The organism is Parabacteroides goldsteinii, from assembly GCF_020091425.1.
GTDB lineage: Bacteria > Bacteroidota > Bacteroidia > Bacteroidales > Tannerellaceae > Parabacteroides > Parabacteroides goldsteinii.
This window is the reverse complement of record NZ_CP081906.1, coordinates 1,281,374-1,301,062: the sequence shown is the minus strand read 5'-3', so window position 1 is coordinate 1,301,062 and position 19,689 is coordinate 1,281,374. Positions and strand designations below refer to the sequence as shown.

At 46.2% G+C, this 19,689-nt stretch carries 14 protein-coding genes and 2 tRNA genes; 7 read left to right on the top strand and 9 right to left on the bottom strand.

The genetic code is table 11. The annotated features are described in order from the left end of the window. Positions 1-3: 3 nt before the first annotated feature. A complete protein-coding gene (rfbC, locus tag K6V26_RS06385; protein WP_224264871.1) occupies positions 4-564 on the bottom strand; it encodes a dTDP-4-dehydrorhamnose 3,5-epimerase in 561 nt (186 codons plus the stop codon). Positions 565-721: 157 nt separating this feature from the next. Between rfbC and K6V26_RS06380 the strand changes: the two genes are divergently transcribed. The 5 genes from K6V26_RS06380 (at position 722) to K6V26_RS06360 (ending at position 4,876) form a co-directional block, all read left to right on the top strand. Then, positions 722-793, top strand: a tRNA-Cys gene (locus tag K6V26_RS06380). 23 nt (positions 794-816) lie between these two features. Continuing rightward, positions 817-888, top strand: a tRNA-Cys gene (locus K6V26_RS06375). A 192-nt stretch (positions 889-1,080) separates the two neighbouring features. Next, positions 1,081-2,664, top strand: coding sequence for an AGE family epimerase/isomerase (locus K6V26_RS06370; protein ID WP_224264870.1), 1,584 nt, complete (start codon positions 1,081-1,083; stop codon positions 2,662-2,664). A gap of 274 nt (positions 2,665-2,938) precedes the next feature. Further along, positions 2,939-4,411, top strand: a complete 1,473-nt coding sequence (locus K6V26_RS06365; protein WP_224264869.1) for a RimK family protein — start codon at positions 2,939-2,941, stop codon at positions 4,409-4,411. A 3-nt stretch (positions 4,412-4,414) separates the two neighbouring features. After that, entirely contained in the window at positions 4,415-4,876 is a 462-nt protein-coding gene (locus tag K6V26_RS06360; protein ID WP_224264868.1) for a GNAT family N-acetyltransferase, read from the top strand. Here K6V26_RS06360 and K6V26_RS06355 read toward each other — a convergent pair. Continuing rightward, positions 4,867-6,855 (bottom strand): glycoside hydrolase family 97 protein, encoded by a 1,989-nt coding sequence (locus tag K6V26_RS06355; protein WP_224264867.1) that lies wholly within the window; start codon positions 6,853-6,855, stop codon positions 4,867-4,869. The two genes, K6V26_RS06360 and K6V26_RS06355, sit on opposite strands and share 10 nt — an antisense overlap. A gap of 123 nt (positions 6,856-6,978) precedes the next feature. On the opposite strand from K6V26_RS06355, the gene K6V26_RS06350 reads away from it, so the two are divergent. Then, positions 6,979-8,709 carry an SGNH/GDSL hydrolase family protein gene (locus tag K6V26_RS06350; RefSeq protein ID WP_224264866.1) on the top strand — a complete coding sequence of 577 codons (1,731 nt, stop codon included), beginning with the start codon at positions 6,979-6,981 and terminating at the stop codon, positions 8,707-8,709. Here the strand turns inward: K6V26_RS06350 and K6V26_RS06345 are convergent. From K6V26_RS06345 to tsaD, 4 genes are all read right to left on the bottom strand, one after another. Beyond that, the gene (locus tag K6V26_RS06345) at positions 8,686-10,050 is read right to left on the bottom strand and encodes an MATE family efflux transporter (protein WP_224264865.1); all 1,365 of its coding nucleotides are present in this window, start codon (positions 10,048-10,050) and stop codon (positions 8,686-8,688) included. The two genes, K6V26_RS06350 and K6V26_RS06345, sit on opposite strands and share 24 nt — an antisense overlap. An 88-nt stretch (positions 10,051-10,138) precedes the next feature. After that, the gene (locus K6V26_RS06340; RefSeq protein ID WP_007653179.1) at positions 10,139-10,693 is read right to left on the bottom strand and encodes a Crp/Fnr family transcriptional regulator; all 555 of its coding nucleotides are present in this window, start codon (positions 10,691-10,693) and stop codon (positions 10,139-10,141) included. Beyond that, positions 10,686-11,177, bottom strand: a complete 492-nt coding sequence (locus K6V26_RS06335) for a CinA family protein (protein WP_224264864.1) — start codon at positions 11,175-11,177, stop codon at positions 10,686-10,688. Before K6V26_RS06335 ends, K6V26_RS06340 begins: the two co-directional genes overlap by 8 nt. A gap of 518 nt (positions 11,178-11,695) precedes the next feature. After that, positions 11,696-12,715 carry a tRNA (adenosine(37)-N6)-threonylcarbamoyltransferase complex transferase subunit TsaD gene (tsaD, locus tag K6V26_RS06330; protein WP_007653177.1) on the bottom strand — a complete coding sequence of 340 codons (1,020 nt, stop codon included), beginning with the start codon at positions 12,713-12,715 and terminating at the stop codon, positions 11,696-11,698. Between the two features lie 143 nt (positions 12,716-12,858). Between tsaD and K6V26_RS06325 the strand changes: the two genes are divergently transcribed. Continuing rightward, on the top strand, positions 12,859-17,328 hold the full coding sequence (locus K6V26_RS06325; RefSeq protein WP_224264863.1) for a translocation/assembly module TamB domain-containing protein: 4,470 nt from the start codon (positions 12,859-12,861) through the stop codon (positions 17,326-17,328). On the opposite strand, the gene K6V26_RS06320 is transcribed toward K6V26_RS06325, so the two are convergent. Genes K6V26_RS06320 through mtgA form a run of 3 tightly spaced genes read right to left on the bottom strand, consistent with a single transcriptional unit; the run spans position 17,291 to position 19,628 of the window. Next, complete coding sequence (locus K6V26_RS06320; protein WP_224264862.1) at positions 17,291-18,223, bottom strand: tRNA dihydrouridine synthase; 933 nt, start codon at positions 18,221-18,223, stop codon at positions 17,291-17,293. The genes K6V26_RS06325 and K6V26_RS06320 overlap by 38 nt on opposite strands. After that, the gene (gene lipB / locus K6V26_RS06315) at positions 18,223-18,888 is read right to left on the bottom strand and encodes a lipoyl(octanoyl) transferase LipB (RefSeq protein WP_129699344.1); all 666 of its coding nucleotides are present in this window, start codon (positions 18,886-18,888) and stop codon (positions 18,223-18,225) included. The genes K6V26_RS06320 and lipB overlap by 1 nt, the downstream gene beginning before the upstream one ends. Beyond that, a complete protein-coding gene (gene mtgA / locus K6V26_RS06310) occupies positions 18,834-19,628 on the bottom strand; it encodes a monofunctional biosynthetic peptidoglycan transglycosylase (protein WP_129699346.1) in 795 nt (264 codons plus the stop codon). Before mtgA ends, lipB begins: the two co-directional genes overlap by 55 nt. Positions 19,629-19,689 lie beyond the last annotated feature (61 nt).

The window sequence follows — 19,689 nt, the reverse complement described above, 5'->3', positions numbered from 1 at the left end:
GTATTATTTAAATGTAAAATTATATTCCGCCTCACTGAACAGAGGCGCTTTTGTATCTTTCTCTGATAAATTTACAGCATCGATATCTGTAATTCCCCAATCCACACCTATCGCCGGATCATCAAAACGAAGTCCTTTTTCATGGCTGGGCATATAAGGGTTATTCACTTTATAAGTAAAAATCGCTTCGTCGCTCAACACGTGGAATCCATGGGCAAATCCCTGCGGAATAAAGAACTGTCGTTTATTCTCTGCCGAAAGTTCAACCGATACATATTTTCCGAATGTCGGAGATCCGGCACGCAAATCGACGGCAACATCCAGAACACGTCCTGTGATCACCCGCACCAACTTCGACTGCGAATAAGGAGCCAATTGATAATGTAATCCTCTAAGTACTCCCTTGGAAGAACAGGACTCATTATCCTGAATAAAATTCACTTTACCGATGTGTTGTTCAAACTCAGATTGTTTAAATGCTTCCATAAAATATCCCCGTGCGTCATTAAACACCTTAGGTTCAATGATCCAGACACCGGGTATTTCCGTTTCTATATAATTCATTCCTTTATATTTATACTAACAGGGGACAAAGTAACTTCTTTTTCCTTAGTTCTGCAACAATCAACGCCTGCAAAAAGAATGAAAAAGATTTGCATATCTCAAACATAATGCCTTTCTTTGCACTCGCAAAAATGATAAGACGTTATTTGAAATAGATGGTTCCTTGGATGAGTGGCTTAGTCAGCGGTCTGCAAAACCGTGTACGGCGGTTCGAATCCGCCAGGAACCTCTTTATAATTAAATTTGATATCCGGTTCCTTGGATGAGTGGCTTAGTCAGTGGTCTGCAAAACCATGTACGGCGGTTCGAATCCGCCAGGAACCTCACAGAACAGAAGGGTTAGAAAGTTTTTTCTAATCCTTCTGTTTTTTATACCCATTTGCACTTGCCACCAACTCCTCAAAAAGAAATTATGCCGTTCAACAGCACTTTAATGTCGTCTGTGAAATATATTTTGTGGTTAAATCAGGGACTTCTACATTTGCCGCCGAAAACAAAAGATTATAATTACAAGTAATGAAACAAAATGTATTTCTATTATTAGCTTTTACTGCCTCATTGGTAGCTTGCAACCCTTCTCCTAAACAGGTTTCCACAACGGAAATAGTGGAGATAACCAATACACTGCCACAGAAGAAAACAGACGTTTATAATGTAGATTCACTGGTAAAAGATGACTGCAACAATCCGGAACTTTGGATGGGGCATCTTAAAAACGACCTGATGAAATTCTGGGACGGGAAAGATATGCCGGAAGGAAAAAGCGTATTCTTCTCCACCTTCAGAGGTAATGACGGACAAGTTATCCCGGAAGATTCCACACAATGGCCGGAAGAATATAAGGAAGCAATGAAAGATGAGGACTTGGTAGGATTGGTAGAAGAAGCTACCAAATATAATTATATCCGCGCTCATTCCCGCCAAACCTTTGCCTATGGTATTGCATATAATATGACAGGAGACACTTCCTATCTACAGAAATGTCGCTTGGGAGCAATGGCTATCCTACAGGCAATGGACGAGAACAACGGCCTGTACAACAAACAGGATATTAAAAGTGGTGAATGGATGGATCCTGCCGATGAACGCAACAGCCAGGATTTAGCTTACGGAATCACCGGATTAGGATATTATTACTACCTGACTCACGATGAAGCCGTTCTAAAACCGTTGCTAGCAGCTCGCAAATATATCTTCGATACTTATTTTGATGAAGGAAAAGATTTCCTGACCTGGTTACCTAAATCCATAACCGAAGGTAATGGCAAAGTTGAGATCGTTTCCCAATTGGACCAGTTATATGCCTACATGCTTTGGGTAACTCCCTCCTTGCCTGAACCCTATCAGACAGAATGGAAAGCTGACCTGAAAAAACTGGCAAATGTAATGATCAACCATTTCTATAGCGAACGTTACGGTACATTCTGGGGAAGCGCAACAAACGACTTTTCCAAAGAATTGGGCACAGACCATACCGACTTCGGTCATTCTGTAAAAGCAATGTGGGTCATTTATGAGATCGGTAAAATTACAGACGACATCACGTATGTGAACTTTGCCCGTGAAAAGATAAAGGTGATTTTAAACCGTGCTTATATTAAAGAAGACGGTGCATGGGCACGTCGTTACGATATTGACGGGACACTGGATAAAGATAAAGAATGGTGGGGACTAGCCGAACTCGATCAGGCAGCAGCTATACTTTCACTGAATGACCCTTCTTACCTGCGGTTCACAAATAATACCTATAAATATTGGTTTAAATACATGGTTGATAAACAAAATGGCGAAATATGGCATATGGTAGATCCGGAAACAAATCAACCGATACTGAAATATCCGAAGGTACATGCCTGGAAAACATCTTTACACAGCTTTGAGCATTGCTTCCTGGGTTATGTTATTTCAAGTTATCACCGCAATCAACCAGTTACATTATATTATGCGTTTACAGATAAAGAATCGATCTCTTCTAAAAATGTAAACCCATATTTCCTACGCGGCCATATAAAGGAACAGAAAAAAGGCGAAGCTATTTCATTAAATAAAAATGATAAAGGACGTAACGTTGTAGAAATTACTTTCGATTACATTCATTAAACCAGTACCTAACCCAACTCACATATAATTCTCGCTTTGTAGGTGTGCCGATTCACGTTGGCACACCTTTTTAATAACTAAAACGGCATTTTACACACACAATCCCTATAAATCAAGACAGCCAACAACACAAACAACGTGATTGGAGGTAATATGTGACAGGAAACAACACCCTGAGACTCAATTAGCAAAGAGTACTTTTAATAATTAATGATTATTCGCATTACAGATTGATTTATTTGTCTATTTTTGCGCACTCATTTTAATATTCAATATGAATAATGTGCTGATTCTTTTAGACAGTCTGAATGATTGGAAACCGTATTACAAGACAAGCAGTATCTTAACTGTTTCCGATTATTTAAAAAACAAATCTCTCCAAAAAGAAAAGGGGAGTAAATTTGTCATCAACCTCAGTAATGACTACAGTTATAATTCCGAAGGATATTACTGTTCATTACTGGCTCAAACCCGAGGACACAAGGTGATTCCCGGAGTAGATATCATCAATAAGCTGGAAGCCGGGGCAGGTGTCCGAATGGACCGGAATTTACAGAAGCTCTGTTATCAATGGATACAGAAAAACGATATTACCGACGATATCTGGTATCTGAACCTCTATTTCGGGACTTGCCAGGAAAAAGGGCTGGAGAAAATTGCCCGGTTCATCTTCGAAAACTATCCTGCTCCCCTCCTTAGGATCAGTTTTAATACCCGGGCTAAGAACCAGATCGAATCCATTCAACTCTTGTCATTGGAACAACTGAACGATGAAGAACAAAGTTTCTTCGCTGAAGCGCTCGACCGTTTCAACAAAAAGGTATGGCGTGCACCCCAAACCGTTAAATCCGCCCGCTATAGCCTGGCTGTATTATACGATCCGGAGGAAAAGTTCCCGCCCAGCAACAAACAGGCCATAAACAAACTGTTGGAAGTAGCCAAAAAGATGGATATACATGCCGAACTGATCACGGAAGAAGATGCCACCCGTCTGATGGAGTTCGATGCTTTATTTATACGTACGACGACTTCACTGAACCATTACACCTTCCGGCTTTCGCAATTGGCAAGGCAGAACGGAATGGTCGTGATAGACGATCCGTTATCCATCATCCGGTGTACAAATAAAGTATTCCTGAATGAATTATTTGAAAAGGAAAAGATACCGGCTCCCCTCTCGATGCTGATATTCAAGTCAAACGAAAATACATTCGAACAGATCAGCAGCCAGTTGGGATCACCGTTCATCCTGAAGATTCCGGATGGTTCTTTCTCTTTCGGGATGAAGAAGGTGACCAACGAAGCGGAACTGGAAGCAGCACTCGACCTGCTGTTTGAAAAATCGTCCATCCTCCTCGCCCAGGAATTTACTCCGACTGAGTTCGACTGGCGGATTGGCATCCTGAACGGTGAGCCGTTGTTTGCCTGCAAATATTATATGGCCAAAGGACACTGGCAAATCTACTGTCATTATGATTCGGGAAGAAGCCGGTGCGGACTGGTCGATACCATTCCTATTTATCAGGTTCCCCGCAAAGTGCTCGACACGGCAGTCAAAGCGACTTCATTTATCGGAAAAGGATTATACGGAGTCGATATGAAAATGGTCAACGACCGCGCCATGGTTATCGAGATCAACGATAATCCGAGCATCGACCACGGTATCGAAGACGCTGTACTGGGCGATGACCTGTATTACAGGATACTGAATCATTTCGGACGTATGTTGGATATGAAACACTTCTAAAAGATGGAACAGGAGATTATAACCAGGCAGGCAACCCGGGCAGACCTGGACGGGATTATGAGAATAGAGACATCTTGTTTCGGTCCGGACAGCTTTTCCAAAAAACAATTCGTCTATCTGATCACAAAAGCCAAAGGAATGTTTTATATCGTTGAATACCAAGAGAGAATAGTCGCTTATGTTTCTCTCTTGCAAAACGATCATACCCCCAATCTGCGCATCTATTCTTTAGCCGTACATCCCGGTTTCAGAAGGCAGAAGCTAGGGCAGCACCTGATAGACAAAACGATCGAATTTGCCAGACAGCATAATCATCCAAAGATTACGCTCGAAGTAAACGTATCAAACCCGGCAGCGCTCCGTCTTTACCAAAAAAACAAATTCGAACCGGTCCGCACAATAAACAATTATTATGCGGACGGTTCGAACGCTTATTCCATGCACCGGGAAGTCGGTTATTTATAGATCTTTGCAGCATATCCGCCACCCGGAGCCATTTTGATCTTCAGCTTACGGTCGGCGGGAACCGGGATGATTTCTTTTTTATAATCGCAGGCGGCACGGTCGGCATTGATACCGTCTTTGAAAAGTTCCAGTTTGTAATTGCCGTCACCCAGGAAAGAAAGATCCAGTTCCATCTCGCGCGGCTCCCAATTGGTCAGGGCACCCAGATACCAGATATCGTCGTGCTGGCGGGCCATCGCGATATATTCGGATACTTTTGCATCGAGCACCTGTGTTTCGTTCCAAACGGTCGGGATGTTTGCGATAAACTCGGTACATTCTTTTTCACGCATATAATTGGTCGGATTATCACAAAGCATATTCAGAGGCGATTCGAAAATCACATAAGTAGCCAGCTGGCGGCAACGGGTACCCTGGCTCATCGGTTCGGAGTTGACCGGACGATAGTTGGCACGGGTTGCATTCCGCATAGCCCCCTGTGTATAATCTACCGGACCGGCAACCATACGGATGAACGGGAATGTTACGTCGTAAGTAACCATATCGTAAGAGGCAGGCGACCATTTCAACTGTTCCAAACCATTTACCCCTTCATAATTGATTACGTTTGGATAAGTACGCTGCAAACCGGTCGGTTTACATATGCCGTGAAAATCGACCAGCATCTTATATCTGGCACAAGTTTCTGCCGAGCGGTACAAGAAATTGATAAGTTCCTGATCGTCACGGTCCATAAAGTCAACCTTGAAACCTTTGACACCCATATCCGCATAATGCTTTACCACATTCTCCATGTCACGGTCGAAAGCATAAAAGCCTGCCCAGAGGATAATATCCACATTCTTCGATTTGGCATACGATACGATTTCCTCCATATTGATTTCCGGGATGACTTTCAGCAAGTCAGCTTCCAGGTTAACAGCCCAGCCCTCATCCAGAATTACATATTCGATGCCATGCTCGGAAGCGAAGTCAATATAATATTTATAAGTATCGTTATTGATACCGGCACGGAAGTCCACTCCGTAAATGTTCCAGTCGTTCCACCAGTCCCAGGCAACCTTACCCGGTTTGATCCAGGAAACATCACTTACACGGGAAGGAGAAGCCAGGCGATACACCATATCGCAATCGACCAGCTGCTTGTCATTTTCAGAAACGACAAATACACGCCACGGGAACGAACGGTTTCCTTTGGTTTTAGCTATAAAATCTTCACGTTCCTTGACCAGCATCTGAAGGCGGTTATGTCCGCCCTGTTGTTTTACCTTCGGATAAGGGGCATGCACAGATTTCAGAGAGGGTTTATCTGTTGCATTGTTCAGGAACATACCCGGATAGTCTTCCAAATCGGCTTCGGTGATACACAGTTTCTTTCCGTTACCCAGATCCACCAGATAAGGGAGGATCATCAAACGCTTGTCGTTCAGTTTGGTGATAGCTTCATTCACATAAGGTTGCTCAAACGAGTTGGAGAACTGTTCTTCGAATGTCGGCTTCGTACTGTTCACATAAGCAGAAAATGTCTTATGGTCTGTCGAGAAGTTATAGGTTGCCGCTTCGTCTGCAACGACAATCTCCCCTTTCTTACGGGTAATGAAACGATAAGCCAGTCCATCGTTATATAAGCGGAAGGCGATACTGTAATCTCCACGGAAAGAAATCGTCATTTCATTATAGATATCGCTTACTTCCGTCTTCTTATAGAAAGGAGAAGGGATCACTTTGTCTACCGACCCTTTGGTTACTTTCGATACTTTTGGTTTTGCTCCCAAAACTTCTCCATTCTGTAAAGTCATGGAGATTGCGGATGGAGCCAGGACCTCTGTTCCGTCATGAATCAGGGAAAATTCTACATTATCACCTACGGTAACTACCGTTTGCAGTTTTCTGTCCGGCGATTGTAACTGATAACTCTTCTGAGCCATCAACGACATGCTTCCGGCCAGAAGGAATACGAGCAGTGCTTGTACTTTCATGGTATTTTTACTTTTTGTTTAACTATGGCAAATATACATGAATAAATAAAAATAGAATTCCTGAAATTGTTTTATCTTTGTCAATATCGTATCAAAAAGTAACATAAACACATAATAACGACCATGAAAAGACTCTTTTGCCTACTATTTTTCTGTATGGCATGCCTTTCTGCCGGGGCACAATGGAAATGGCAGAATCCGATGGATGCTGGTTTTCCTGTAGTACAAAACCAGGGATGGCCTGATGAAATAGGTTACAAATATGTCCGTCTGCCTGATCGGGCAGAGAAGGAAATAAGACCCGACGTATGGAACCTCTCCCGCAACTCGGCCGGGTTAGCGATCCACTTTTATAGTAATGCCCCACAGATCACCGTCCGCTACAAAGTGAGTGGCGGATTGAATATGCCGCACATGCAAAGTACCGGTGTATCTGGCGTCGACCTGTACAGTATCGACAGCAACGGAAAATGGGGCTTTTGCTTCGGAAACTATTCTTTCGGAGATACCATAACATACAGTTACAGGAATTTAGGTCAGGACAGCTATCATAACCGTGGATTTGAATACCGTCTTTACTTACCTTTATATAATACAGTAGAATGGATGGAGATCGGCACTCCCGAAGGCAACGAACTGACCTTTATCCCGCAATCGCCGGAAAAGCCGGTCGTACTCTATGGTACCTCCATCGCACAAGGAGCCTGTTCCTCCCGTCCGGCTATGGCCTGGGCCAATATCCTGCAACGTTCGCTGGGCTATCCGCTTATCAACCTGGGATTTTCCGGAAACGGGAAACTGGAAAAGGAAGTGCTGAACTACATCATAGAGCAGGATGCACGTATATATATCCTGGATTGCCTGCCTAACCTGACACCAAACACCGAACAGGAAGTTACAAACCTGGTCGTTGCCGCCGTAAAACAAATCAGGGCGACCCGCAACGCTCCCATCCTGCTTGTCGAACACGCCGGATATAGCAATGCATCGACCGACAAGGGACAATATGAACTATATACCCGCCTCAACAGAGGCTCGCAAAAAGGTTTCCAAATACTACAATCGGAAGGTGTGAAAGACCTCTACTACCTGACACACGACGAGCTCGATTACTCGCCGGATGCCTGGGTAGATTACGTACACCCCTCCGACCTGGGCGCACAGACTCAGGCGACAGCCGTAGAAAAGAAAGTACGTGAAATACTCCGTATCCCGGAAGGTAACCGCCCTACCTGCCAGCCGATAACCCAACGCCGCGAACCGAACAATTACGAATGGCAAAAACGCCATCGCGAAATATTGAGCCATATCAAGCAGCACCCTCCCAAAGCCGTTATCATAGGCAATTCAATTACGCATTTCTGGGGAGGCGAACCTGCCGGCCCATTAAACAGAGGTCCGGAAAGCTGGATGAAATACATGGCAGCCGCCGGTTTCCAGAACCTGGGATATGGTTACGACCGCATCGAAAACGCACTCTGGCGTATCTACCACGATGAACTGGACGGTTACGAAGCAGAGAAGGTCATCCTGATGATCGGAACAAACAACATGGGTTCCAGTACGGACGAAGACATTGTAGAAGGTCTACGATTCCTTATCACAGCCGTTCGTAACCGCCAGCCGAAAGCAACGATCCAGGTAATGGGTATCCTTCCCCGTCGCGAACATGAGGACTGGGTGAAAAACATCAACCGGAATATCCGGACGATGGCCGAGGAGGAAAACTGCCTGTTCGGCGATGCAGGGCCAGCCTTGCTCCTTCCCAACGGAAAGATAGACGAATCCCTCTTCTCCGACGGATTGCATCCGAATGAAAAAGGATACCGGTTAATTGCTCCGATTATTAAATAACGACCTACGTACCAGCCAGAAAGAAACGGACAAGGTACATATCTCAGCGATCGGTACATCATACCAGATGGCATCGATACCGAACACGGCAGGGAGGACAAGTATGCCGATTCCCACAAATACGAGTCCTCTCAAAGCTGAGATAATAATAGATATCTTAGCATTCCCTATCGCCGTAAAATAACTGGAAGCCAATATATTCAACCCGCACAACAAGAAGGCGAAACAGTAAATCGAAACACCCCTCGAAGCAATCTCAAAAGCCTCGCTCCCATGATCCTTAAAAAAGAGTCCGATCACCTGCTCGCCAAACAGCAACAACAGCAAAAACAGACCGATCCCGATCAGCGAATTCGTCCGCGCCGCCAATTTCAGGATCGATTTGATACGTTCCTGTTGTCTGGCCCCGTAATTATACCCGATAATAGGAATGATCCCATCCGATATGCCAAGGAATACGGTCGTTCCGATAAACAATATATAATTGATTGCCGTAAATGCAGCCACCCCACTCTCTCCCAGATACCTCATCATGGTAATATTGAAAAGAAATACCGTAATCGCCACCGACAACTCCGACATACCTTCGGACGAACCGTTATAGAAAGCATTCCACACCAGCCGCCGGTCATAGCGTCCACGCTGCACGGCAACTACTTCATGACGTGAAAACAGACGGGGCACATTGAAACAGGCTCCCATCGTAAAAGCAATACCGGTAGCCAGTCCGGCTCCCATAACGCCCCACCCCAGAACGGCAACAAACACGAGGTCCAGAACAATATTCAGAACCACAGTCATCCCCATAACAGAGGTCGCATACAACGGATGCCCCATCGCCTTGATTATATAGTCGCCGAAAAACATCGCACACAGCAGCGGGAAGAAAGGAACGAGCGCCCGTATATAATGTACCGCATCGGGTAACAACACTTCGTTCGCCCCCAAAAAAGAAGCAATCTTTCCTGCTGACAGAAAAATAACCAGGCTCACCACCACGGACATCCCCAGCAAAAACACGAATACCGAGCGCAAAGCATCATTAGCCTCCTGCTTATCCCCTCTTCCGAGGCTGATACTGACAAGGGTTTGCCCCCCGATACCCATCACGATTGCAAATGCCGAAATCAAACTGTAACACGGCAAAACCAGATTCACACTGGCAAGCGCATTGGCTCCTACGAAACGTCCCAACACAATCCCGTCGATCACGGATTGTATACCCAGGAACAACAATCCCGCAACGCCGGGAAGTGCATACTTCATAAATAAGCGGGGAATCTCACCTGTCAACAATAATTTCTCCCTTTCCAGGCGGAAGAGAGCTTTGTCTTTATTCATAAATCAACTCACTTTTGGTTTCCGGCTGCAAAGGTAGGGAGGTCTTTTCAGAGAAAAATTACCATAGGATAATTTCGGTCTGCTCTTTTTATTTAGAAGAAGAACGAATACGGCTCAACGATTGAGGAGTGATCTGGAGATAAGAAGCGATATGCTTGAGAGGCACTCGCTGGAAAAGTTCGGGATTGCTGCGCAACAAGGCTTCGTATTGCTCGCGGGCATCACTCCAACTATCATTAATAAAATAATTTTCATACTCCCGGAGGTAATAATCAAGCAGTTTGAGTCCCCAGACAGCTATGTCGTGCGACTGCTCGAAAAGCTCTTCCAGTCTGCGGGCAGGGATACGGAGCAAGTCCGAATCTTCCACCATCTCGATATTATAAGCGGCAATATCCCGGTAGACGAAATTTATCATTTCGCCATCCGAAGCGAACCATAATGTGATGTCTTTCGTTTCCCTTTCGACATAAGAACGGATCAATCCCTTCCTGACGAACCACACGAACGGATCACGGTCACCCTCCCTGATAAGAAGATCGCCCTTCGGGAAAGAAACCTCGTCCATCTCATCGATCAGAAGCCGGATGGCTTCGTCCGACATCGGATAGATCAATCGCTGTTGTTCTATGAATTTATCCATCGGACTTCTGTAAAAGTTCCAGTAACATTGTCAAAGCGGCATCGGCTGCCGACTGTATGTTTTCAGCCCGCACCGTACCGAAATGATAACAATGCGAAACGACCTGTTCCTTCAAAGCGGCAGCGATCCAGACCGTTCCTACCGGTTTTTCGGGACTTCCCCCGCCCGGTCCGGCAACTCCCGACGTCGCCACCGAGCAATCGCATCCTAACGTACGGATAGCTCCCTGCGCCATCTGCTCCACCACTTCACGGCTCACAGCACCGTGAAGACGCAAACTGTCTTCCGAAACTCCGAGCACATTATGTTTCACCTCGTTGCTATAAGAAACAACGCCCCCGACAAAATAATCGGAACTACCAGCCACTAGGGTAATCATATTGGCGATACGCCCGCCCGTACAGCTTTCCGCTGTACCCATTGTCAAACCTTTCGAACGCAAAAGTTCGCCAAGTTGTTCGCTGAGCGAATTATTATTATTCATATCGTTTTATTATCAGGTTTAAATGTTTTAATAATTATCAGAAACGAGTCTGTTTATAGTAGCAGGTTGTAACTGATTCCCCTCTCGAGAGGGGGAAGGGGGTGTGTCATATCCCCCACCTATCAACTATCATAATCAGAGTTACTTGACTATTACAGGTCCATTTGCCGTCTGCTTCAGCTGACGGTTTAAAAGTTGTTTCTCATTATTTGGCTTCAGCCACATTTCTCTTAGATAGAAACTTGTAAGAAATGGGACTAAAGTCCGGAGAAATAGATAATTTACCAATCCGTCAGCTGAAGCAGACGGCAAATAAACCTGTAACAAGGTCTGTTTTTATTGACTGGCTTTAACACACCCCCTACCCCCTCTCAAGAGGGGAAACAGTTACAACCAGATTATATAGACGATAGATAAATGATCGTTGAAAACAGCTACTATCATACTATAACAAGCATGTATACAACTACTTATATCGAAATATGATAGTATATTTCTTCCAACCTTTGTATTCTTCTTTAAATAACAACCCTAGAGAAAGGTACTGCATCCATCGGGCAGAAATCCTTATCGAGGTATTTATAATAACCTGTAATGGCGACCATCGCTGCGTTGTCTGTTGTAAACGCAAACTTCGGGATATGTACCTTCCAACCATACCGCTTGGCATGATCCAGGAAAGCATCACGCAAACCGGAGTTAGCCGATACACCTCCGGCCACTGCTACCTCTTTTATATTCAGGTCTTTCGCTGCTTTACGCAACTTATTCATCAAAATATCAACCACTGTAGACTGTAAGGAAGCACAGAGGTCTTGTTTGTTCTTTTCGATAAAATCGGGATCTTCCTGCAACCGATCCCTCAACGTATAAAGGAAAGAGGTTTTCAACCCGCTGAAACTATAATCGTACCCCGGAATATGCGGTTTACTGAAAGCGAAGGCTTTCGGATTTCCTTCGTTGGCCAGACGGTTCACCACCGGACCACCGGGATAACCCAATCCCATCACCTTGGCACATTTGTCGAAGGCTTCGCCGGCCGCGTCGTCTATTGTCTGGCCTATCACCTCCATGTCGTTATATGCGTTCACCTTGATGATTTGCGAATTGCCACCCGACACCAGCAAACAAAGGAAAGGGAAAGAAGGCGCATGATCGTCCTCCGGCGTTTCCTTGATGAAATGAGCAAGCACATGGGCCTGCAAATGGTTGATCTCGATCATCGGGATATCCAGAGAGGCGGCAAATCCTTTGGCAAAAGAGGTCCCGACCAGCAGGGACCCCATCAGTCCCGGTCCTCGTGTGAAAGCGACGGCGCTCAGTTCCGATTTATCGATACCGGCCCGTTTGATGGCTTCGGCAACCACCGGGATAATATTCTGCTGGTGTGCCCGCGAAGCCAGTTCAGGAACGACACCGCCATAAGCCTCGTGAACGGCCTGGCTGGCTATCACGTTCGACAGCATCACGCCGTCGCGTATTACGGAAGAGGAAGTATCATCACAGGATGATTCTATCCCCAATATTGTTACACTCATACTCTTCTCTCGTTTTTTTGTGCAAATTTAATGAAATCTATCGCGATATTGTTGTAGATTTGCGTTTAAAATATAGTAAAGATATCAGAGGACTAAAATACATAATCATTACCCTACTTGTTTTGTTCTGGATATTCTATGCAATGCCTTTCATTTTATTGAAGATACCTTATATCCAATCTCAGGTTTCCGGCATTGCATCGACAGAATTATCCAGCCATCTCGGTGTGCCCGTAAAGATAGGAAATGTAAATATCGAGTGGTTCAACCGCGTGGTACTCGACAACTTATACCTGGAAGACGAGGCTGGTAAAACCTTATTCGAAGCAAATCATGTGGCTGCCGGTTTCGAAGTCCTCCCATTGCTCAAAGGCAAATTCGTATTCTCTACGGTCCGGTTATTTGGCTTTTCGGTCAATCTTAATAAAAAGACTCCCGACAGCCCGCTAAACCTCCAGTTCGTTATCGACGCTTTCGCCAGCAAAGATACGCTGAAGAAGAATCCGAATATCGACCTGCGCTTCAACTCCATCCTGATACGCCGCGGTAATTTCCGGTTTGACGTGGAGAGCGAGGCGCAAACGCCCGGTAAGTTCAACGCCAAACATGTGGACATCAAGAACCTGAGTGCCAAGATTTCCATGAAAGCGTTCAATAAGGACAGTCTCAACGCGAATATCAAAAAGATGAGTTTCGACGAGGCTTCCGGCTTTACGTTGAATAAACTCTCGATGAATATCATCGGCAACCGCGACAGCACATTTATCAATAACTTCGAAATCAAGTTGCCGGAAACCGATTTGAAAATCAGCAAGGCCAGGATAGACATGCGCGAAATCAACAATGCCTCCGAGCTGCTGAACCATGCGCCGCTGGCACTGAACATCTCTCCGTCGCAAATCTGCCTGAAAGACCTTTCGTCCTTCGTTCCGGCTTTTAGTAATTTCACCGAAACCATCGAACTTTCGGCCGAAGCCTCCGGAGCCATCAACAATATCAACCTGAAACAGTTGACATTACGATACAGCGACAAGATGCTGTTTATCGGAAAAATGGACCTGAAAGGAATCAGCCACCCGGAAGACGCCTATATCTTCGGACAGGTGAACAAAATGTATATTACCACCGACGGACTGAGCGGACTGATAAACAATTTCAATAAAAAGCCGGTCGTCCTGCCCGATCCGGTTATCCGGTTGGGTACAATCAACTTTACCGGAGAGATATCCGGCTTCTTCGATAACCTGGTGGCTTTCGGCAAGTTCTCTTCGGCTATCGGTTCCGTACAAACCGATATGATATTCGGTAGTGATAAAGAAAATAATATCGCAGCCTACCTGAAAGGACATGTTTCCACCTCCGGCCTGCTTCTGAACGAACTTTTCGACGAAGGTAACCCTTACGGTAACGCCAAGCTGAACATATCGGTCGATGCCAAACGGCATAAAAACAGCAGTTTCTTTGGTAATATCAAAGCAAATATCGACGAATTCGAATACAAGAAATACAAATACGAAGATATTCAGTTATCCGGAAATTTCAAGAAAAACAGCTTTGACGGGATGGTACAGGTGAATGATCCGAACGGTAAGTTGTATGCAGAGGGTATGTTCCGCCACGAAGGAAAGAACTCCATGTTCAACTTCACCGCCAATCTGGAACATTTCCGCCCGGACAGCCTCCACCTGATCGATAAATACGAATCGCCGGACATCTCGTTATCCCTGAACGCCGACTTCACCGGCAACAATATAGATAACCTGGAGGGGAACATCACGATAGACAGTCTGTCCTTCCTCACAGCACCCAGCAGCTTTTTCCTGAAAAAGTTTCAGGTAACGGCCTCCGGTCATTCGCTGGATCGCCATCTGACGATCTCGTCCGACATTCTGAACGGGGAAGTGACGGGTGCTTACTCGTTCAAAACGATCATCCCGAGTTTCATGAATACCTTCAAAGGATATATACCGGCGCTTATCAATGCCACACAGAAAAAGCAGCAGGTAGAAGAAAACAATTTCTCGCTGTTGCTGACTGTGGAAAACACGGAGAAGATATCCGAAACACTCAAATTGCCGGTAACAGTAGTGAACCAGGCACGTATCACGGGACATTACAACAACCTGTATAACAAATTCCGCATCGAAGCCTTCCTTCCCAAGTTCAGGCTGGGCAAGTCCATGTTCGAATCCGGTTATCTGACATGCGACAACCCGCAGGAAAACATCAACCTGCTATTAAAAGCGATCAACTACAACCAGAAAGGACTTCGCAACTACCTCGATCTGAAAGTGGATGCCAAGGATAACCGGATCAATACGCTGATCGGATGGGCAAACAACAAGGAAAAAGAATTTCGTGCCGAACTTTCGGCTTCCGCCCTCTTTACGGAAGAGGAACAGGAGAAGAAGCCTGCCGTGCTACGAACCGATATTGCCGTGAAAGAGAGCCAGCTGGTGCTGAACGATTCTCTATGGATCATCCACCCGTCGGATATCAGAATAGCCGACGGTAAAATAGATATCCATAAATTCAGGGTAGGCAACGAAAAACAATCGTTGTTGCTGGACGGAAGCATCTCCAAAAATCCGGCAGATACCCTTTTAATGGATCTGAAACAGGTTGAACTCAGTTATATTTTCGATATACTGAACATTCCGGTATTACAATTTGCCGGGAAAGCAACGGGTACATTCAACATCTGCGACCTCTACGGAAGCCGCATGCTGAACACCGACCTTGAAATAAATGACTTTTCATTCAACCAGACTCCCCTCGGCCGGCTAAATCTGTTCAGCGAGTGGGACGATGCCCAGAAAGGTATCCTGATGCTGGGCAGCATCTATAAAAACGATACGACATGGACCGACGTAAGCGGCTATATCTTCCCGGTCGGACAAAATGCCGGACTCTCCCTGTTCTTCGATGCCAACGATATCAACCTGGGATTCCTCCATCCTTTTGTGGAAAAGGTTGCCAAAAACATGAAAGGACGGGGATTCGGAAACGTCCACCTGCACGGCCCGTTCAAAGCGCTGACCGTAGAGGGCGACGCATACGTGCTGGACGGCGGCCTGGGTATCGAATATACCAATACGTATTATACATTCTCCGACTCCATCTACATGGATGCCGGTTCCATAAATATGCGCGACCTGACGGTTCACGACGAGTTCGGCAATCCGGGCACCGTCAACATGAGCGTCTACCATAACCACTTCAAAGATGTCAGCTTCGACGTGAATGTCAAGACAAAGAATATGCTGGTATTCAACGCTACCCGCAAACTGAATCCGCTGATCTACGGTACCGTTTTCGGTAGTGGTTCGGCCTCCATCAAAGGAAATGACAAGCTGATCAACTTCGATATCAATATGCGGAGCGATCCTAAGACGTCCATTACCCTCGACTTCATCAACAATACTACTGCTGCCGACTATGACTTTATCACTTTTGTGGATAAAAAACAATTGAAAGATCTGGCCAACGGTACATTATCGCGGGATTCCCTGAAGATTGTAAACAATGAAGAAGAGGAAGGGGCCGAAATGCGCATGAACTTCCTGCTCGATATCACCCCCGATGCCAAAATCGAACTGATTATGGACCCGATTGCCGGCGACAAAATAACCGGTAATTGCAGCGGAAGCATGCAGATAGAATACGGGACGAAAACAGACTTACGCATGTATGGCAACATGGGAATCGTCAGCGGTAACTATAATTTCAGCTTACAACAGATTATCCATAAAGACTTTAAGATACGTGAAGGCAGTGCAATCGACTTCCGTGGCGATCCCTTCGATGCGACGATGCATATAAATGCTATTTATAACCTGACCGCCAACTTGCGCGATCTGGATGACGGACTTGCCAGGGAAAGTCCACGAACCAACGTCCCTGTCAACTGTGTGCTTAACCTGGATGGTATGTTGCGCAGTCCGGCAATCTCATTCGACCTGGAGCTGCCCGGCACCAACGAAGAGATAGAACGACAGATGAAGGCATTGGTCGATACCGAAGATATGATGACGCGCCAGATCATCTATTTGCTGGTATTGAATAAGTTCTACACACCCGACTATTCTCAGAATGCGTATCGTTCGAGCGAGTTCAGCGCAGTAGCTTCTTCTGCCATCTCTTCCCAGATTTCAAGCATCCTGAACAGCCTGACCGACAAGGTACAGATAGGAACGAATATCCGTACCAGCGAAGACGGCATACAGGATACGGAAGTGGAAATGTTGCTTTCCAGCCAATTACTCGACAATCGCCTGCTGTTCAACGGCAGTTTCGGATACAGGAACAATACGTATCAGCAAAAGAATGATTTTGTCGGTGAGTTCGACCTGGAATACAAGCTAACTCCCAGCGGAGAAATCCGCCTGAAAGCATACAATCATGCAAATGATATGTACAAATACCTCAACGGGGCGTTAACAACTCAGGGCGTAGGTGTCATGTTCAAGAAAGACTTCTCCCATCTCTCCGAGTTTTTCCGCCGGAGAAGGAAATTAGTACCGATTATCCCGCTTGCCCCAGCCGATACAATCGCACCGGCAAAGGCTGATTCAACTATTGTAACAGTTCCTTCACGGCCTGAAGATAAGTAGGCAGTTGGTTGCTTTTCAGTATCTTCTTCCGCAGACGTTTCTCCGCCTCCGGCAACAGGTAATCCCAAAGGGTTTTCATTTTGGCCAGTATCTGATGGTCGCCTCCTTCAAGCGCACTGCTATATTTTTCAAACAACAACGTATGGAAATGTAGCAGTTTCGCTTTCTTTTCTTCATCCGTAAAACCGTTGCCTGCTGCATATTCCGCAGCCAGCCAGGGAGAGGATAACAGGCCACGCCCCGACATCACACCCGCCAGACGGGGAAACCGGCAGAGAATCCGGTCGATATCTTCCAGGCTTTTCAAATCTCCGTTATAGAAAAGCGGATGCCTACATGCCTCATAGAAACGGGCGAAACTATCTGTATCCACATTTCCTTTGTATTGTTGCGTACCTATCCGGGGATGCAAAGTAACATGAGCCAGCCGCAAAGAGTTTATTACCGGAAGCAAGGCAAAGACCTCATCCGGAGCATTCCAGCCTAACCGGAGTTTAACCGAAAAGTTCATCTCCGGAAACTCCCGGATCGTCTGTAACAAAGCCTCCGCCTCTTCAACAAAAGGAAGAATCCCCGCCCCCCGGTGCAAACGCGCCTGCATAGGGTAAGGACAACCCATATTGATATCCGCCTGCCGGTATCCCTTTTCCCGAAACAATGCTGCCAGACGGCGGAACTCATCGGGAGTAGCAGCAATCAGTTGGGGAATCACAGGTGTTTCCGAATTTCTGTCCGGAGCGATATCACGGATATCTTTGTTACGGAAACCGTCTTTCTCCACACGCACAAAAGGGGTGTAATAATTCTCCACCCCACCGAATATACGGTGGTGGACTTCCCGGTACACGGCATCGGTATATCCTTGCAAAGGGGCGAAATGTATCTTATAATCCATCAGGGAAACAGTTCTGAGAATAATGAATGAAGTTGTGTTTTAGCCAGTTCGAAATCCTGCTTTCCACCTAATTCCTTTTCCAGCGAAGTGACGCCTTTATCAGTGAAGCCACAAGGATTGATCAGGGAAAAATAGCTCAGGTCGGTATTGATGTTCAGCGCAAAACCGTGCATGGTGACGTACCGGCTGCTCTTCACCCCGATGGCACATATCTTACGGGCACGGCCTTTTACCAACGGGTCGATCCAGACACCGGTCGCTCCTTCCAGCCGTTCCCCTTTTATCCCGTAGAGAGACAAGAAACGGATGATGACCTCTTCCAGGGTATGGATATATTGTTTCAGTCCCAGTTGCCAATGCTCCAGGTCGAAGACAGGATAACCGGTGATCTGTCCGGGGCCGTGATAGGTGATATCCCCTCCCCGGTTCGTATGGAAGAAAGAAATGCCCCGCAGTTTCAGCAGCTCGGCAGGGATCAGCAGGTTAGCGTCTTTCCCGCTCTTGCCGATCGTCAGCACGGGTTCATGTTCGCAGAAAAACAGTTTATTCTCTCCCTGTCCGCCCCAAACCTTGGCATGCAGCAGTGTCTCAAACGCTTCCGTCTGAACCTTTAAAGCGTCGGCATAAGCGATACGTCCGAGGTCGTGAAAAGTGAAGCTCTCCATTTCTTTCTCTTTTTTATTTTACCATCTTTATTTTCTATCTCTCCGGCACCGTGGCCCATCTGTATCTTTATCAGCTTACCCATCAGGGAAAGGATCTGCCCCTGCCGTTTCAGCATGTAGGGAGAAGGTTTGCCGGAATTGAATTTCCGCGGATTGGGTAGTGAAGCAGCTATCAACGCCGCCTCGCCCGCACTCAACCTGGCTGCCGGCTTCTTGAAATGAGCCTGTGCCACCGCCTCGGCCCCGTAGATGCCGTCCCCCATCTCTATGGAGTTGAGATAGACCTCCATGATGCGTTCCTTTCCCCATATCCATTCGATCAGCAGGGTGAAGTAGGCTTCGATCCCTTTCCGGATATAGCTTTTAGTGGGGAGAAGGAAGACGTTCTTGGCTGTCTGCTGCGAGATCGTGCTGGCACCACGGACACGTTTCCCTTTCTCGGCTTCGTCGCGGGCCTTCTGTATCTGCTCGATATCGAAGCCGTTATGGTCGAGGAACAGGTTGTCCTCCGAAGCGACCACCGCCTGCACCAACGGCTGGGCGATCTCCGACAGAGGCACCCATTTATGGTCGAGCTTGAAGGGTTTGCCGGCCTTATGCTGGTCATACAAACGTGTCAGCATCAAAGGTGTATAGTAAACGGGGATGAACTTATACGCCACCACCGCCAGAATGCTGGATATGAACAGAAAGATAAGTATGTTCCTGCACCAGATCAATATCCGTTTTATAATAGGCATATCCGAAATCTTTTTAATCTGGACAAACTTACATAAAAATCCGGATTTATAAACGTGTCTG

Bases quoted from the DNA above. Each gene is read 5' to 3' on its own strand.
- K6V26_RS06370 (WP_224264870.1), top strand. From the start codon at position 1,081: ATGAAACAAAATGTATTTCTATTATTAGCTTTTACTGCCTCATTGGTA.
- K6V26_RS06355 (WP_224264867.1), bottom strand. From the start codon at position 6,855: ATGAAAGTACAAGCACTGCTCGTATTCCTTCTGGCCGGAAGCATGTCG.
- K6V26_RS06350 (WP_224264866.1), top strand. From the start codon at position 6,979: ATGAAAAGACTCTTTTGCCTACTATTTTTCTGTATGGCATGCCTTTCT.
- K6V26_RS06335 (WP_224264864.1), bottom strand. From the start codon at position 11,177: ATGAATAATAATAATTCGCTCAGCGAACAACTTGGCGAACTTTTGCGT.
- lipB (WP_129699344.1), bottom strand. From the start codon at position 18,888: ATGGAGAGCTTCACTTTTCACGACCTCGGACGTATCGCTTATGCCGAC.
- tsaD (WP_007653177.1), bottom strand. From the start codon at position 12,715: ATGAGTGTAACAATATTGGGGATAGAATCATCCTGTGATGATACTTCC.
- K6V26_RS06320 (WP_224264862.1), bottom strand. From the start codon at position 18,223: ATGGATTATAAGATACATTTCGCCCCTTTGCAAGGATATACCGATGCC.
- mtgA (WP_129699346.1), bottom strand. From the start codon at position 19,628: ATGCCTATTATAAAACGGATATTGATCTGGTGCAGGAACATACTTATC.
- K6V26_RS06360 (WP_224264868.1), top strand. From the start codon at position 4,415: ATGGAACAGGAGATTATAACCAGGCAGGCAACCCGGGCAGACCTGGAC.
- K6V26_RS06325 (WP_224264863.1), top strand. From the start codon at position 12,859: ATGCCTTTCATTTTATTGAAGATACCTTATATCCAATCTCAGGTTTCC.
- K6V26_RS06340 (WP_007653179.1), bottom strand. From the start codon at position 10,693: ATGGATAAATTCATAGAACAACAGCGATTGATCTATCCGATGTCGGAC.
- K6V26_RS06345 (WP_224264865.1), bottom strand. From the start codon at position 10,050: ATGAATAAAGACAAAGCTCTCTTCCGCCTGGAAAGGGAGAAATTATTG.
- K6V26_RS06365 (WP_224264869.1), top strand. From the start codon at position 2,939: ATGAATAATGTGCTGATTCTTTTAGACAGTCTGAATGATTGGAAACCG.
- rfbC (WP_224264871.1), bottom strand. From the start codon at position 564: ATGAATTATATAGAAACGGAAATACCCGGTGTCTGGATCATTGAACCT.